The organism is Actinomadura miaoliensis (assembly GCF_039536785.1).
GTDB lineage: Bacteria > Actinomycetota > Actinomycetes > Streptosporangiales > Streptosporangiaceae > Spirillospora > Spirillospora miaoliensis.
Genome location: NZ_BAAAZG010000041.1, coordinates 7,968 through 23,729, shown reverse-complemented (window position 1 = coordinate 23,729; position 15,762 = coordinate 7,968). Strand labels below are relative to the sequence as shown.

Sequence of the window (15,762 nt, the reverse complement as noted above, 5' to 3'; positions counted from 1 at the left end):
CACCGAGATCGAGCGGGTCATGCAGGTGCTGAGCCGCCGCACCAAGAACAACCCGGTGCTGGTCGGCGAGCCCGGCGTCGGCAAGACCGCCGTCGTCGAAGGTCTCTCCCAGAAGATCGTCAAGGGCGAGGTGCCCGAGACCCTCAAGGACAAGCAGCTCTACACGCTGGACCTGGGCGCCCTGGTCGCCGGTTCCCGCTACCGCGGTGACTTCGAGGAGCGCCTGAAGAAGGTGCTCAAGGAGATCCGCACCCGCGGCGACATCATCCTGTTCATCGACGAGCTGCACACGCTCGTGGGTGCGGGCGCCGCCGAGGGCGCGATCGACGCCGCGTCCATCCTCAAGCCGATGCTGGCGCGGGGCGAGCTGCAGACCATCGGTGCCACCACCCTGGACGAGTACCGCAAGTACCTGGAGAAGGACGCCGCGCTGGAGCGCCGGTTCCAGCCGATCCAGGTCGCCGAGCCCTCCCTCAGCCACACCATCGAGATCCTCAAGGGCCTGCGGGACCGCTACGAGGCCCACCACCGCGTCTCCATCACCGACGGCGCGCTGGAGGCGGCGGCCCGCCTCGCCGACCGCTACATCTCCGACCGGTTCCTGCCGGACAAGGCGATCGACCTGATCGACGAGGCCGGGTCGCGGATGCGGATCCGCCGCATGACCGCGCCGCCGGACCTGCGCGAGTACGACGAGAAGATCGCCGACGTCCGCCGCGAGAAGGAATCGGCGATCGACGCCCAGGATTTCGAGAAGGCCGCCGCCCTCCGCGACCGCGAGAAGCGCCTGCTCGCCCAGAAGGCGCAGCGGGAGAAGGAGTGGAAGGCCGGCGACATGGACGTCGTCGCCGAGGTCACCGAGGAGCTGATCGCCGAGGTCCTGGCCACCGCCACGGGCATCCCGGTGTTCAAGCTGACCGAGGAGGAGTCCTCGCGGCTGCTGCGCATGGAGGACGAGCTGCACAAGCGCGTCATCGGCCAGCACGACGCGATCAAGGCCCTGTCGCAGTCCATCCGCCGCACGCGCGCCGGGCTGAAGGACCCCAAGCGTCCGGGTGGCTCGTTCATCTTCGCCGGCCCGTCGGGTGTCGGTAAGACCGAGCTGTCCAAGACGCTGGCGGAGTTCCTGTTCGGGGACGAGGACGCGCTCATCCAGCTGGACATGAGCGAGTTCATGGAGAAGCACACCGTCTCGCGGCTGTTCGGTTCCCCGCCCGGCTACGTCGGGTACGAGGAGGGCGGCCAGCTCACCGAGAAGGTGCGGCGCAAGCCGTTCTCGGTCGTGCTGTTCGACGAAATCGAAAAGGCCCACGGCGACATCTTCAACAGCCTGCTGCAGATCCTGGAAGAAGGACGCCTCACCGACGCCCAGGGCCGGGTGGTGGACTTCAAGAACACCGTCATCATCATGACCACCAACCTGGGCACCCGGGACATCTCCAAGGGCGTCTCGGTCGGTTTCGCCCGCCAGGGCGACGACCAGGGGTCGTACAACCGGATGAAGGCCAAGGTGCAGGAGGAGCTCAAGCAGCACTTCCGGCCCGAGTTCCTCAACCGTGTCGACGACACCGTGGTGTTCCACCAGCTGACCCCGAAGGAGATCATCCAGATCGTGGATCTGATGATCGCCAAGGTGGACGAGCGGCTGCGCGACCGGGACATGGGCATCGAGCTGCGGCCCGAGGCCAAGCAGCTGCTCGCCGACCGCGGCTACGACCCGGTGCTGGGCGCGCGTCCGCTGCGCCGCACGATCCAGCGCGAGATCGAGGACACCCTGTCGGAGAAGATCCTCTACCACGAGCTCAAGGCCGGGCAGATCGTGATCGTGGGCGTGGAAGGCGAGGGCGAGGACGCCAAGTTCACCTTCCGGGGTGTGCCGAAGCCGTCCGGCGTGCCCGACAGCCCGCCCCCGATCGAGGGCGCGGTCAACTTCAACAAGGACTGACGTCCGAGGGCGTCGTTCCCGGGCCACATGAAAGGGCCCGCATCGTGCCGGCCGGCACGATGCGGGCCCTTTTCGTGTCATCACCCCCGTGGCGAGGCCGCCGATCAAGACGTTTAGCGAATGCGTTCACATGCGAGGATCACCGTCCGGAGCGGAGCCGTGACGATCTTTCGCCGCACCGTTCCGGAACGCTCCAGGAAAACCGTTCGCATTCACCGGATGATCTCGGCGTGGCCGCGGACTAGGATTGGCCGGCGCACGAGAATCTCAGATTGGCGATTCCGGCCGGGTGCGCACGGGTGGCCGGGGGTCGAGGAGCGCGATGACCATGGCCCAGTCGGCGGCCGGCCGGCCGGTGAGTCCCCTGTTCGCGTCCTCCCGCGGCGGCCCCACGGTGCTGCGCGTGCTGCTCGGCGCGCAGCTGCGCCGCCTCCGCGAGACCGCGGGGATCAGCCGTGACGACGCGGCGTACGCGATCCGCGCGTCGGTGTCGAAGATGTGCCGCCTGGAACTCGGCCGGGTCGGCTTCAAGGAGCGCGACGTGGCCGATCTGCTGACCATGTACGGGGTGGTCGACGACGCCGAGCGGGCCGGGCTGCTGTCGCTGGTGCGGCGCGCCAACGAGCCGCAGTGGTGGCAGCCGTACGGCGACATCATGCCGAGCTGGTTCGAGCAGTACGTGGGGCTGGAGGAGGCCGCGGTGCGGCTGCGCACGTACGCGACGCAGTTCGTGCCCGGCCTGCTGCAGACCGAGGACTACGCCCGCGCCGTGGCGCGGCTGCGCCATCCCCACGCCCCCAAGGAGGAGCTGGAGCGCCGCGTCTGCCTGGAGACGGCGCGGCAACGGCTGCTGACCCGGCCGGACGCGCCCAAGCTGTGGACGGTGATCGACGAGGCGGCGCTGCGGCGGCGGCTGGGCGGCGTCGCGGTGCTGCGCGGCCAGCTCGAACACCTGCTGGAGGTGAGCGCGCTGCCGAGCGTCACCGTGCAGATCCTGCCGTTCGACCGGGGGGTGAGCGCGCCGGGCGGTCCGTTCACCATCCTGCGCTTCCAGGAGCCCGACCTGCCCGACGTGGTGTACCTGGAGCAGCTCGACAACGCCGCGTACCTGGAGCGGCGCGTCGACCTGGACCTGTACGGCCGCACCATGGACGCGCTGTGCGCGCAGGCGTGCGTGCCGAGCGACACCGCGGCGCTGATCGAGGGCGTCCTCGCCGACCTGTGACCGCGCACGGCCGCTGACGGCCCGCGACGTCCACTGACGGCGGGTGACGAAGTTGATCATCTTCGCTGGTCAGCGGTGAGAGCGGAATCACGGAGGGCCCCATGGCGGGTTAGGGGAGGCTAAGTTAAATTAGGTCGGCCTTGGTCCCAGCGACGAGGCTCAGTGAGGACTCGACTTCCCTGGAGCCGACCATGAAAGCCGTCCGTCTGCCCCGTGGCGCCGCGGTGGCCGTCACCGCGGCCGTGGCCCTCGCCACCGTCCCCGGCTGTACCGAGAAACAGGGCGAAGGCGGCGGGTCGGAGGCGATTCAGGTGACCGCGAGCGACACCGAGTGCAATGTGTCGCGCACGACGTTCCCGGCGGGCCACGTGAAGCTGGCGGTGCGCAACACCGGGGCCAAGGTCACCGAGGTCTACGTCTACGCCCCCGGCGACCGGATCGTCACCGAGCGTGAGAACATCGGCCCCGGCACCCGGGCCGACATCACCGCCGAGGTGAAGGCCGGGTCGTACGAGATCGCGTGCAAGCCCGGCATGCAGGGCGACGGCATCCGCCAGAAGGTGACCGCCACCGGCCAGGGCGCGGCGCGGGCGGGTGATCCGCGTTTGGATCGTGCCATCGCCGAGTACCGCCGGTACGTCCAGGCGCAGGCCGACGAGACGCTGCCCAAGGTCGAGAAGTTCGCCGCCGCCGTCAAGGCCGGCGACGTGGCGCGGGCCAAGAAGGCCTACGCCGTCTCCCGCGTCGGCTGGGAGCGCACTGAGCCGGTCGCCGAGTCGTTCGGCGACATCGACCCCAAGGTCGACGTGCGCGAGGACGGCCTCGAACAGGGCCAGGCGTGGACCGGCTGGCACCGCCTGGAGAAGGCGCTGTGGCAGGGCGGCAGGATCGGCGACGAGGAGAAGAAGCTCGCCGACCGGCTGGTCGCCGACCTGAAGGACTGGCAGAAGCGCGTCGGCACCGCCGACATCACCGCGACCGGCATGGCCAACGGCGCCAAGGAACTGCTCGACGAGGTCGCCACCGGCAAGGTCACCGGCGAGGAGGAGCGCTACAGCCACACCGACCTGGCCGACTTCCACGCCAACGTGGAGGGTGCGCAGAAGTCCTACGAGCTGCTCAAGCCGGTGGCCGCCGAGAAGGACCCGGCGCTGGCCAAGGAGCTGGACGAGCGGTTCGCCGCGCTGTTCCGGCTGCTGGACGACCACCGCGACAAGGGGTCGCCCGACGGCTTCGTCCCCTACGACACCGTCGGCAAGGACGACCGCAAGAAGCTGTCGGACGGCGTCAACGCGCTGGCCGAACCGCTGTCCAAGCTCGCCGCCGCCGTCGCCGGGTGAGGGGGCCGGTCCGATGAGCGCTGACACCGCACCGCCTTCGGCGAGGGTCTCCCGGCGCGCGCTGCTCGGCTGGGGCGGCGCGGGCCTGGCCCTCGGCGTGACCGCGTCCGGCGGCGCCGCGGCGGCCGCGATCGGCCTCGGCGGCGACGAGCCGGACTCCGGCGACGCCGTGCCGTTCTACGGGACGCACCAGGCCGGGATCGCCACGCCCGTCCAGGACCGGCTGCACTTCGCCGCGTTCGACGTCACCACCGACGACCGGCAGGCGCTGATCTCCCTGCTGCGGGAGTGGACGCGGGCGGCGGCGAGGATGACCGCCGGGGAGCCGGTCGGCGAGGGCGCGGTCGGGGGCCTGCCCGAGGCGCCGCCGGACGACACCGGCGAGGCGCTCGGCCTCAGGCCGTCCCGGCTGACGCTGACCGTCGGGTTCGGCCCGACCCTGTTCACCAAGGACGGCAAGGACCGGTTCGGCCTGGCCGCCCGCCGCCCGGCCGCGCTGATCGACCTGCCCCCCTTCCCCGGCGACGCGCTCGACCCGGCGCGTGGCGGCGGCGACCTGTGCGTGCAGGCGTGCGCCGACGATCCGCAGGTGGCCGTGCACGCGATCCGCAACCTGGCGCGCATCGGCTTCGGCAAGGTGTCGGTGCGCTGGTCGCAGCTGGGGTTCGGCAAGACGTCGTCCACCACCCCGGACGCGCACACCCCCCGCAACCTGATGGGGTTCAAGGACGGCACCCGCAACATCTCCGGCACCGACACCGCCGCGCTCGACGAGCACGTGTGGGTGCGGCCGCAGGACGGCCCGGCGTGGATGGTCGGCGGCTCGTACCTGGTCGCCCGCAGGATCGCGATGAACATCGAGACGTGGGACCGCGCCCCGCTCAAGGAGCAGGAGGACATCTTCGGCCGCACCAAGGGCGAGGGCGCCCCGTACGGCGCGCGGCGCGAGCACGACGAGCCGGACCTGAACGCGATGCCCGCCGACGCGCACGTGCGGCTGGCGCATCCCGACAGCAACGGCGGCGCGCGGATGCTGCGCCGCGGCTATTCGTACACCGACGGCACCGACGGGCTGGGACGGCTGGACGCCGGGCTGTTCTTCCTGGCCTACCAGCGCGACATCCGCCGCGGCTTCCTGCCGGTGCAGACGCGCCTGGCGCGAAGTGACGCCCTGAACGAGTACATCCGCCATGTCGGCTCGGCGGTCTTCGCGATCCCGCCCGGGGTCCGGGACGCGGCCGGCTGGTGGGGCAAGGAGCTGTTCTCCTGATGTTCGCCAACTACCTGATCGGGCTGCGCGAGGGCCTGGAGGCCAGCCTGATCGTGTGCATCCTGGTCGCCTACCTGGTCAAGACCGGCCGCCGGGACGCGCTGCGTCCCATCTGGACGGGCGTGGCGATCGCGGTGGCCGTGGCCCTGGCGTTCGGCGCGGTCCTGCAGTACGGGTCGACCACGCTGACGTTCGAGGCGCAGGAGTTCCTCGGCGGCACCCTGTCGATCATCGCGGTGGGCCTGGTCACCTGGATGGTGTTCTGGATGCGCCGCACCGCCCGGCACCTGAAGTCCGAGCTGCACGGCAAGCTGGACCAGGCGCTGGTCATGGGCACCGGCGCGCTGGTGGTGACGGCGTTCCTGGCGGTGGGCCGGGAGGGCCTGGAGACCGCGCTGTTCATCTGGTCGGCGGTGCAGGCCACCGGTGACGGCGTGCGCCCGCTGGTCGGCGCGCTGCTCGGGCTGGCCACGGCCGTGGTGCTGGGCTGGCTGTTCTACCGCGGCGCCGTGCGGATCAACCTGGGCCGGTTCTTCACCTGGACGGGCGCGATGCTGGTCGTCGTGGCGGCGGGGGTGCTGGCCTACGGGTTCCACGACCTGCAGGAGGCGCGGTTCCTGCCCGGCCTCGGCACCAAGGCGTTCGACGTCAGCGACGCGATCCCGCCGGGCAGCTGGTACGGCACGCTGCTCAAGGGCACCGTCAACTTCCAGCCGGACCCGACCGTGCTGCAGGTGGTCGTGTGGTCGCTGTACCTGGTGCCGGTGCTGGCGCTGTTCCTGCTGCCGGGCAGGATCCGGCGGCCCGCCGAGCCGCAGGCCCGTCCGGCCGAGCCGGCCAAGCCGCCGGCGTGATCGGCATCCCCGAAATCAGCGTCCCCGGGATCAGCGTCCGTGCCGGGCGCGGGCGATCGAGCGGCGGGCGGCGTCGACCACGGCGTCGACCGTGACGCCGAGCTCGGCGAGCACCCGGTCGCCCGGCCCGGACAGCCCGAACCGCTCGACCGACACGGCCTCGCCGTGGGTGCCGAGGTAGCGCCACCAGCCCTGGGCGACGCCCGCCTCCACGCTGACCCGGGCGGGCACGTCGGGCGGCAGGACGGCGTCGCGGTACGCCTCGTCCTGTTCGGCGAACCACTCCAGGCACGGCATCGACACCACGCGGGCGCCGATCCCGTCGGCGGCCAGCCGGTCGCGGGCCTCGACGGCGAGCGCCACCTCCGACCCCGTCGCGATGATCAGCACGTCGGGGGACGGGGCGTCGGCCAGCACGTAGCCGCCGCGCGCCACGTCGGCCGCCAGATCGTCCGCCGCGTCCGGTCCACCGTGGTCGAGGGCGGGCGCGGGGTGACGGCCGAGCGCGAACGCCACCGGCCGGTCGGCCCGCTCCAGCACGCGCCGCCAGGCGGCGACCGTCTCGGCCGCGTCCGCCGGGCGCACCACGTCCAGCCCCGGAACCCCGCGCAGCCCCCACAGCTGCTCGACGGGCTGGTGGGTCGGCCCGTCCTCGCCGACCGTGACCGAGTCGTGGGTGAACGCCAGCGTGACCGGCAGCCGCATCATCGCCGCCAGCCGCAGCGCGGGCCGCAGGTAGTCGGAGAACGCCAGGTAGGTGGTGCCGAACGGGCGGAATCCGCCGTGCAGGGCGATGCCGTTGAGGATCGCGGCCATGGCGTGCTCGCGGATGCCGAAGTGCAGCGTCGTCCCCGCCGGGTCGGCGGCGGAGAACGGGCGGCGGCCGGGGAAGGCGACGTTCGTCGACTCCGACAGGTCAGCCGAGCCGCCCCAGATCTCGGGCAGGTGCTCGGTGAGCGCGGCGAGCACGGCCCCGCCGGCCTTGCGCGTCGGCTGGGGGCCGTCGCCCGGCGCGGGCAGCAGATCCGCCCAGCCGGACGGGAGCGTGCCGGTGGCCAGCCGTTCGTCCAGGTCGACCAAGTCGAGGGGCGCGGCGGCGCGCCAGGCGGCGTGGGCCTTGTCCCAGTCGGCGCGCAGGCGGGCGCCGCGTTCCAGCGCCGCCCGCGTGTGGTCGAGGACGTGCTCGGGGACGGCGAAGGAGACCTGCGGGTCCATGCCGAGCAGCCGCTTGACCTCGGCGGTCTCATCGGCGCCGAACGGACCGGCGTGCGCGGCGGCCGTCCCGCCGCGGGTGGGGGCCGGGCCGCCGATCACCGTGCGGACGGCGACCAGGGACGGGCGGTCGCGTTCGTCCCGCGCCGCCGCCAGCGCGGCCCGCAGCGCGTCGAGGTCGTCGCCGTCGTCCACGACCTGGACGTGCCAGCCGTACGCGCGGTAGCGGGCCGGGACGTCCTCGGTGAACGACAGCGACGTGGGGCCGTCGATGCTGATGCCGTTGTCGTCGTACACCACGACCAGCTCGCCGAGGCCGAGCGTGCCCGCCAGCGAGGACGCCTCGGCGCTGACGCCCTCCTGCAGGTCGCCGTCGCCGGCCACGCACCACACCGTCCGGTCGGCGAACGGGGCGCCGGCCTGGAGCAGGGCGCGTTCGTGCCGCAGCGCCATCGCCATACCGACCGCCGTGGCCACGCCCTGGCCGAGCGGGCCGGTGGTCATCTCCACGCCCGCCGTGTGGCCGTACTCGGGGTGGCCGGGGGTGCGGGACCCGAACGCGCGGGTCCGGCGCAGGTCGTCGAGGGTGAGGCCGTAGCCGGTCAGGAAGAGCTGGATGTACAGCAGCAGGCTCGCGTGACCGGCCGACAGCACGAACCTGTCGCGGCCCCGCCAGCCGGGGTCGGCAGGGTCGTGCCGCACCATCTCCTGGAACAGCACGTGCGCCACCGGCGCCAGCGCCATCGCGGTGCCCGCGTGGCCGTTGCCCTTGGCCTCCACGACGTCCAGCGCCAGCACCCGCGCCACGTCGACCGCCGCCCGATCCAGGTCCTGCGTCATCTGCCCTCCCCGCGCTTCTGTCCGACGCTAGACAAACTTATGCTGATTGACAAACAAAAGTAACCTGGACGGGTGGTCAAGAACCGAGCGGCGGTGCCGCGCGCCGGTGCCGGGACGTTGCTGACCCTCATCCGCACCGGCCGGGCGAGCACCCGGGCCGACCTGGTCCGGCTGTCCGGATTCGCCCGGTCCACCGTGGCGCAGCGGCTGGACGCCCTGCTGGAGGCCGGGCTGATCGTCCCGGCCGGGGACGCGGGCTCCACCGGCGGACGCCCGCCGGAGACGTTCGCCTTCAACCGGCACGCCGGGGTGCTGCTGGGCGCCGACATCGGCGGCAGCCACACCCGCGTCGCCGTCACCGACCTCGGCGGGCACGTGCTCGCCGAGACCGAGGCCGACCTGGACGTGGCCGACGGCCCCGACGCGGTGCTGGCCTGGGTGACCGAGGCGTTCGCGCGGCTGCTGGCGCGCGTCGGCCGCGAAGCCGCCGACGTGCGCGGCGTCGGCGTCGGCGTGCCCGGTCCGGTGGACACCGCCACCGGACGGCTGGTCAGCCCGCCGATCATGCCCGACTGGGACGGGGTGTCGGTGCCCGAGCGGCTGTCCCGCGCGCTGCCGCCGGGGGCCGCCGACCCGGTCCCGGTGGTCGTCGACCGCGACGTCAACATCATGGCGCTCGGCGAGCAGAAGGCGGGCGGGCACGACCATCCCGACATGGTCGTCGTCAAGATCGGCATCGGGATCGGCGCCGGGCTGATCGTGGGCGGCGAGATCTACCGGGGCGCGCAGGGCGCCGCCGGCGACCTGGGCCACCTGCGCCGCGGCACCGACGAGCCGTGCCGCTGCGGCAACCGCGGCTGCCTGGAGGCGACCGCGGGCGGCTGGGCGATCCGCCGCCGCCTGGTGGAGCGCGGGTACGACGTGCGCACCAGCCAGGACATCGCCCGGCTGGCGCGGCGCGGCGACCACGAGACCGTCCGGCTGGTCCGCCAGGCGGGACGGCTGATCGGCGAGGCGCTCGCCGACGTGGTGGGGCTGTTCAACCCGTCCCACATCATCGTCGGCGGCAACCTCGCCGAGGCCCGCGAGCCGCTGCTGGCCGGGATCCGCGAGGTGGTGTACGAGCGGGCGCAGGTGCTTGCCTCGCGCGACCTGCAGATCGTCCCCACCACGCTCGGCCACCGGGCGGGCACCATCGGCGCCGCCCTGCTGGTGCACGAGCGCCTCTACGACGCCGACCGCATCAGCGCCGCCCTCGGCTGACCGAAACCCCCTCCCGCGTCCGCGTCGCCGCGCCCGCCCGCGCCCGGACCACCGGTCGCCAGCGCATAATCTGACGGCCACGTTCGCCATCTGACGTGGGGCGTTCACGGACGGCCGCGCCGAGCGCGCCGCGGCCCCGGACCGCACCGGCCGGGAGGCGCCGCTTTTGACCGCGTACGCTCCGCCTTAGGAATAGTGCTGGACATAAGTGGATTTTGACCTGTTGAATGCCGCCGAAGGAGGACACCGCGAATGACCGCGAACTCGCAACAGATCGCGCTGCTGGACGCGCTGCCCGAGACGGCCGTCGCCGTGGGGGTACGGGCCGCGGACTGGCGGGAGGCGATCACCGCGTCCGGCGATCTCCTCGTGGCCTCCGGCGCGACCACCGACGCCTACACCGCCGAGATGATCGAGACCGTCGAACGCCTCGGCCCCTACATCGTGCTGGCCCCGGGGCTGGCGCTGGCGCACTCGCGCCCCTCGCCGTCGGTGCTGCGCACGGGCCTGTCCTGGGCGGCGCTGGCCACGCCCGTGCCGTTCGGCCATGAGGCCAACGACCCGGTCCGGCTGGTCATCGGCCTGGCCGCGGTCGACCACGACGCGCACTCGGGCGCCCTGGCCAAGCTCGCCCGCATGCTCGCCGACACCGGCCGCATGCGGGCCCTGCAGGACGCCACCTCCGCCGCCGAGGTCCGGCGGCTCATCTCCGAGTACGAAGGAGGCCAGGAGTGAAGCTGCTCGCGGTCTGCGGCATGGGCATCGGAACGAGCATCATCCTCAAGACCAACGCCGAGAAGGCGTTGCGCAACCTCGGCGTGGACGGCGACGTGGAGGTGGCCGACATCGGCACCGCGCGCGGCGCCGCGGTCACCGCCGACGTGGTGCTGACCTCCGGTGAGCTGGCCGCCGAGCTCGGCGAGGTCTCCGCCGAGGTCGTCGTGGTCGACAACTTCGTGGACGTGGACGAGATCACCAGCAAGCTGTCGGCCGCCATCGAGGCGCGCGGCTGACCGGCGGGAGGTCTCCATGGACTGGGTCGTCGACGTCGCGCAGTTCATCGTCAACGAGATTCTCAGCGTTCCCGCCTACCTGGTCGGGATCATCACCGCGGTCGGGCTGCTGGCGCTGCGCCGCTCGGCCGGGCAGGTGGTCGGCGGCGGCCTGAAGGCCGCGCTCGGCTTCCTGCTGATCGGCGCGGGCGCCACGCTGGTCACCAACGCGCTGGAGCCGCTCGGCAAGATGATCGAGGGCACCACCGGCGCGCACGGCGTGGTGCCGACCAACGAGGCGATCGTGGGCATCGCCCAGGACCGGTTCGGCGCCCAGGTGGCGTGGATCATGATCCTGGGCTTCGTGCTGGCGCTGGTGCTGGCCCGGATCACCCCGCTGCGGTACGTGTTCCTGACCGGCCACCACATGCTGTTCATGGCCACGCTGCTGACCATGGTGCTGGCCACGACCGACATGCCGACCCTTGAGGTGGTCGCTGTTGGAACGGTCCTGATGGGCGTCATGCTGGTGGCCATGCCCGCGCTGGCCCAGCCGTGGACCCGCCGGGTGGGCGGCGACGGCAAGATCGCCATCGGTCACTTCGGCACCCTCGGCTACATCGCCGCGGGCGCCACCGGGCAGCTGGTCGGCCGGCGCAGCCGCAGCACCGAGGAGATGAAGATCCCCGAGGGGCTGCGGTTCCTGCGCGACTCCATGGTCGCCACCGCGCTGTCCATGGTGCTGATCTATGTGGTGGTGGCGCTGCTGTTCCTGGGCCGCGCCGGTCAGGACGAGGCGTTCGCCGCGTTCGGCGACCGCTCCACCGGCGTCGGCGACTACCTCATGCAGGCGGTCATGCAGGGCCTGCAGTTCGGCATCGCCGTCGCGGTCATCCTGTTCGGCGTGCGGACCATCCTGGGCGAGCTGGTGCCCGCCTTCCAGGGCATCGCCGAGCGGGTCGTGCCGGGCGCGGTGCCCGCGCTGGACGCGCCGATCGTGTTCCCGTTCGCGCAGAACGCGGTGCTGATCGGCTTCATCTCCAGCTTCGTGGGCGGCCTGGTCAGCCTGGGCCTGCTGGCCTGGATCTTCGACCCGGCGTTCGGGATGGCGCTGATCCTGCCCGGCCTGGTGCCGCACTTCTTCACCGGCGGCGCGGCCGGGGTGTTCGGCAACGCCACCGGCGGACGGCGCGGCGCGATCGCGGGCGCGTTCGTCAACGGCGTGATCATCACGTTCCTGCCCGCGCTGCTGCTGGACGTGCTGGGCTCGTTCGGCAAGGCCAACACCACGTTCGGCGACGCGGACTTCGGCTGGTTCGGGATCGTCACCGGGTACGCGGTCAAGGCCGGACCGGTCGGCGGCCTGCTGGTGCTGCTGGTCGTCGTGGTCGCGCTGCTGGCGCTGGCGATCTGGGTGCAGAAGCGGGTCGTGCTGACCGGCTGGGACCCCGGCGCCCGCCGCGACGCCGCCCTGGCCGCCGCCAAGGAGAAGGCCGACACCGCGGGCGCGGCCCCCGGCAAGACCTCCGGCAAGACCAAGCCCACGCAGAAGTCCACGGAAAAGTGACCGTGCGCCGCGCCGCCCCTGGGGGGCGGCGCGGCGGCCCGGTTCGGCGGACGGCTCAGGCCTCGTAGCCCTTGCCCTTGCCGTTCCCCTTGCCCTTGCCGTTCCCTTTCCCCTTGCCGCCCTTCTGGCCCTTGCCGCCTTGGCCCTCGCCGTCGCCGATCTCGTTCTCGTCGGCCTCCTCCTCGTCACCGGGCACGCAGTGGTGGTCCGAGGACGCGGCGATCCTGGCGCCCGGGCAGTCACCGCCCACGGCGGCGAGGGCGACGACCGGCCCGGGGGCCATCGGCGCCAGCACGACGAGCACGGCGGCCAGCGCCACGACGCCCTGGACGAGGCGTCGGCCGACTCTGGGGGTCACGCGTACGGACATGGCTCTCCTCGACGATCGCTTCGTGTGCACACAGCCTGACCTGCACGGATGACCACTCTACGGATCCGGTGCGTCACGGAGAGTCGTTTTCGCATTGATCGCCTAGCAGCTCATGGCCCGACGATCAAGGATTGACTGATCGTCGGAGCGCGGCCACGCTTACACCAGCCGACCGGTCGGGCCGAAACCCCCCTCCCCCGCACCCCCAGGAGTTCGGATGCCGACGCGGCGGACCGCCCGCGCGCTGGCCGCCGTGTCGACCGTTCTCGCGCTCGTCGCCGTGCCCTTGCACGCCGACGCGTCCGGGACGGTCGGCGCGGCCGTGCGCGTCAACAAGAGCATTCCAACGCCGAAGGACTACTTCGGCTTCGCCATGGGAACCACCGGCAGGCTCGCCGGGTTCGACTCGATCAAGCGTTACCTGCGGCTGGTCGCCGACCGCTCCGACCGGGTGAACTACCAGGTCGCCGACACCACGACGATGGGCAACGAGTACCCCGTCCTGTTCGTCAGCTCGCCCAAGAACCTGCGCAACCTGAACCAGATCGTCCGGGACAACCAGCGGCTGGCCGACCCGCGCGGCATCGGCGAGGAGGAGGCGCGCAGGCTGGCGGCGCGCAGCAAGCCGGTGTACCTGATCGAGGGGACGCTGCACTCCACCGAGGTCGGCAACACCCAGGCGCTGATGGACATCGTGCACCGGTTCGCCACCGAGACCTCCGACTACACCTCCAGGGTGCTGGACAACGCGGTGCTGCTGGTCATCCCGTCCGGCAACCCGGACGGCCAGCACCTGGTCGTCGACCACTTCAACAAGACGGCGGGCACGGCGTACAACCGCGTGTACCCGGACCTGTACCACCGGTACGTCGGGCACGACAACAACCGCGACTGGTTCATGTTCACCCAGCGCGAGACGCGGACGCGCGCCCGGCTGGAGCAGACGTACCGGCCGGTCGCCGGGCACTACATGCACCAGGCGGGCACGGGCGGGCCCCGGCTGTGGGCGCCGCCCTACGACGAGCCGCTCGGCACCGGCGTCGACCCGATCACGCTGCAGTCGGCGATCACGCAGGGGTCGCAGGCGGTGCGCGCGCTGACCGCCGAGGGCAAGAAGGGCGTGGGCACCGACGACGCCTACGGCATCTTCTGGAACGCCGACGTGATGGGCTACTCCACGTTCCTGGGCACGTCGCTGTTCCTCACCGAGATCGCCAGCGCCCGCGACCTGGCGTATCCGTACACCAGCACCGACGGCAAGCCGCTCGGCCCGCAGAACATGACGATCCGCATGCCGCAGCCGTACGACAAGGCGACGTGGACGCTCGAGCAGATCGTGGCGTACGCCAAGACGGCCGCGTACGCGGGCATCAAGTACGTCGCCGACAACCCCGAGTCGTGGCTGTTCAACAACCTGTACCAGGTGGCCCGCAACGGCACGAACCTCACGGACGTGGTGCCGGGCACGCCGTACGCCTACGTCGTCCCGGCCGGACAGCGCGACCCGTACGCGGTGCTGGAGATGCTGCGGCTGTTCGAGTTCGGCAAGGTGGAGATCGACCAGGCCACCGCCGCGTTCACGGCGAACGGCAAGCGCTACCCGGCGGGCTCGTACGTGCTGCGCACGCGCCAGCCGCTGGGCCGCTGGGTCGACCAGCTCCTCAAGATCGACGAGTATCCGGAGAAGGCGGCCCGCAAGTGCGCGGACTGCCCGCTGATCATGCCGTACAGCGAGACCACCGACAACGTGGCGCTGCTGCTCGGCGTGGACGTCGAGCCGGTCGAGGAGGCGTTCACCGCGCCGTTGCAGCGGGTGCGGCAGGTCGTCCCGCAGCAGGTGCGCATGCCCGCCCCGCCACGCGGCGCGTACCTGGTGGCGCCCGACTCCTACGGCGTGGCGCACGTGCTGGCGCGGCTGCAGAAGGCCAACGTCCCGGTGTTCCGTGCGGGCGAGGAGTTCGACGCGGCGGGCCGTGAGTTCGCGCCCGGCACGGTGGTCGTGCCGCCGTCGGACGCGGCGCGCCGCGTGCTGCAGGAGGTCGCGGCCTCGACGGGCATCCCGGTGTACGCCACGGACGCGGTGCCGAAGGTGGACGGGTTCCGCCTCAAGCCCGGCACACGGGTGGGCCTGGTGCGCGGGGCCAACAACATGCCCGGCGGCTGGATGATGTGGCTGCTCGACCAGTACGGCGTGAACTACCGGGTCGTCGGCGCCGACGACTACGCCGACCTCAGGGGACGCTACGACACGATCGTGCTGGCCGACGGCGTGTCGAAGGACACCATCGTCAAGGGCCTGGACCCGGCCAAGAACCCGCCGCAGTTCGCGTGGGCGCGCGGCGTCGGCGAGGACGGCTGGAAGGCCCTGGCCGGCTTCGTCTCCGGCGGCGGCAACCTGGTCGCGATCGGCGGCGCGTCCGAGACCGCCCGCCAGTTGCTCGATCTGCCGATCGACAACGCCGCACCGTCCGACCAGGAGAAGTTCTCCGTGCCGGGCGCGCTGCTGCGCGCGTCGTACAAGCCGGACGTTCCGGCGGCGTGGGGCATGCCGAAGTCGTGGCCGGTGTGGTTCAACCGCGACGCCGCGTACCGGGTGCGGGGCGAGGCGCAGGTCGCGTCCGCGTATCCCGAGGACGGTGACCTGCTGGCCAGCGGCTACGCCAAGGGCAGCGAGGCGCTGGGCGGCCTGGCGAACGTGGCGACGTTCGACGTGGGCAAGGGGCACGCCACGGTCGCGGCCAGCGAGATCACCTTCCGGAGCTGGCCGCGGGCGACCTGGCCGCTGGTGGTCAACTCCATCTACCACGGCCCGTCGGAGCCGACCCGCTACGACCGGGTGGCGCTCCCGGCGACCGACTGACCCGACCCTCACGGTGGGGGGCGG

The 15,762-nt window shown here is 72.2% G+C and carries 12 protein-coding genes; 10 read left to right on the top strand and 2 right to left on the bottom strand.

All coding sequences use genetic code 11. The features are described from left to right. The 5 genes from ABD811_RS27000 to efeU all read left to right on the top strand — a co-directional run. Positions 1-1,945: ATP-dependent Clp protease ATP-binding subunit (locus tag ABD811_RS27000; RefSeq protein ID WP_344953103.1), on the top strand; the 1,945-nt coding region annotated here is incomplete at its 5' end. A 322-nt stretch (positions 1,946-2,267) separates the two neighbouring features. Further along, on the top strand, positions 2,268-3,170 hold the full coding sequence (locus tag ABD811_RS26995) for a helix-turn-helix domain-containing protein (protein ID WP_344953101.1): 903 nt from the start codon (positions 2,268-2,270) through the stop codon (positions 3,168-3,170). 191 nt (positions 3,171-3,361) lie between these two features. Next, the gene (gene efeO, locus ABD811_RS26990; RefSeq protein WP_344953099.1) at positions 3,362-4,510 is read left to right on the top strand and encodes an iron uptake system protein EfeO; all 1,149 of its coding nucleotides are present in this window, start codon (positions 3,362-3,364) and stop codon (positions 4,508-4,510) included. Positions 4,511-4,523: 13 nt separating this feature from the next. Beyond that, complete coding sequence (efeB, locus tag ABD811_RS26985) at positions 4,524-5,780, top strand: iron uptake transporter deferrochelatase/peroxidase subunit (RefSeq protein ID WP_344953097.1); 1,257 nt, start codon at positions 4,524-4,526, stop codon at positions 5,778-5,780. After that, on the top strand, positions 5,780-6,634 hold the full coding sequence (gene efeU / locus ABD811_RS26980) for an iron uptake transporter permease EfeU (protein ID WP_344953095.1): 855 nt from the start codon (positions 5,780-5,782) through the stop codon (positions 6,632-6,634). Before efeB ends, efeU begins: the two co-directional genes overlap by 1 nt. 30 nt (positions 6,635-6,664) lie before the next feature. Here efeU and tkt read toward each other — a convergent pair whose 3' ends face one another. Next, positions 6,665-8,686 (bottom strand): transketolase, encoded by a 2,022-nt coding sequence (gene tkt, locus ABD811_RS26975; protein ID WP_344953093.1) that lies wholly within the window; start codon positions 8,684-8,686, stop codon positions 6,665-6,667. Between the two features lie 72 nt (positions 8,687-8,758). On the opposite strand from tkt, the gene ABD811_RS26970 reads away from it, so the two are divergent. From ABD811_RS26970 to ulaA, 4 genes are all read left to right on the top strand, one after another. Next, on the top strand, positions 8,759-9,949 hold the full coding sequence (locus ABD811_RS26970) for an ROK family protein (protein WP_344953092.1): 1,191 nt from the start codon (positions 8,759-8,761) through the stop codon (positions 9,947-9,949). A 252-nt stretch (positions 9,950-10,201) separates the two neighbouring features. Beyond that, the gene (locus ABD811_RS26965) at positions 10,202-10,684 is read left to right on the top strand and encodes a PTS sugar transporter subunit IIA (RefSeq protein ID WP_344953090.1); all 483 of its coding nucleotides are present in this window, start codon (positions 10,202-10,204) and stop codon (positions 10,682-10,684) included. Then, positions 10,681-10,962: a PTS sugar transporter subunit IIB gene (locus tag ABD811_RS26960; RefSeq protein WP_344953088.1), complete on the top strand. Its 282-nt coding sequence runs from the start codon at positions 10,681-10,683 to the stop codon at positions 10,960-10,962. Before ABD811_RS26965 ends, ABD811_RS26960 begins: the two co-directional genes overlap by 4 nt. 16 nt (positions 10,963-10,978) lie before the next feature. Next, positions 10,979-12,508, top strand: a complete 1,530-nt coding sequence (ulaA, locus tag ABD811_RS26955) for a PTS ascorbate transporter subunit IIC (protein WP_344953086.1) — start codon at positions 10,979-10,981, stop codon at positions 12,506-12,508. 55 nt (positions 12,509-12,563) lie between these two features. On the opposite strand, the gene ABD811_RS26950 is transcribed toward ulaA, so the two are convergent. Beyond that, positions 12,564-12,878: a hypothetical protein gene (locus ABD811_RS26950; protein WP_344953084.1), complete on the bottom strand. Its 315-nt coding sequence runs from the start codon at positions 12,876-12,878 to the stop codon at positions 12,564-12,566. A 217-nt stretch (positions 12,879-13,095) separates the two neighbouring features. Here ABD811_RS26950 and ABD811_RS26945 point away from each other — a divergent pair, with 217 nt between their 5' ends. After that, positions 13,096-15,738, top strand: a complete 2,643-nt coding sequence (locus tag ABD811_RS26945) for a M14 family zinc carboxypeptidase (RefSeq protein ID WP_344953082.1) — start codon at positions 13,096-13,098, stop codon at positions 15,736-15,738. Positions 15,739-15,762: the final 24 nt, after the last annotated feature.

Excerpts from the sequence above, each read along its gene's own strand:
- ABD811_RS26995 (WP_344953101.1), top strand. The coding sequence starts at position 2,268 with ATGACCATGGCCCAGTCGGCGGCCGGCCGGCCGGTGAGTCCCCTGTTC.
- efeO (WP_344953099.1), top strand. The coding sequence starts at position 3,362 with ATGAAAGCCGTCCGTCTGCCCCGTGGCGCCGCGGTGGCCGTCACCGCG.
- efeB (WP_344953097.1), top strand. The coding sequence starts at position 4,524 with ATGAGCGCTGACACCGCACCGCCTTCGGCGAGGGTCTCCCGGCGCGCG.
- efeU (WP_344953095.1), top strand. The coding sequence starts at position 5,780 with ATGTTCGCCAACTACCTGATCGGGCTGCGCGAGGGCCTGGAGGCCAGC.
- tkt (WP_344953093.1), bottom strand. The coding sequence starts at position 8,686 with ATGACGCAGGACCTGGATCGGGCGGCGGTCGACGTGGCGCGGGTGCTG.
- ABD811_RS26965 (WP_344953090.1), top strand. The coding sequence starts at position 10,202 with ATGACCGCGAACTCGCAACAGATCGCGCTGCTGGACGCGCTGCCCGAG.
- ulaA (WP_344953086.1), top strand. The coding sequence starts at position 10,979 with ATGGACTGGGTCGTCGACGTCGCGCAGTTCATCGTCAACGAGATTCTC.
- ABD811_RS26950 (WP_344953084.1), bottom strand. The coding sequence starts at position 12,878 with ATGTCCGTACGCGTGACCCCCAGAGTCGGCCGACGCCTCGTCCAGGGC.
- ABD811_RS26945 (WP_344953082.1), top strand. The coding sequence starts at position 13,096 with ATGCCGACGCGGCGGACCGCCCGCGCGCTGGCCGCCGTGTCGACCGTT.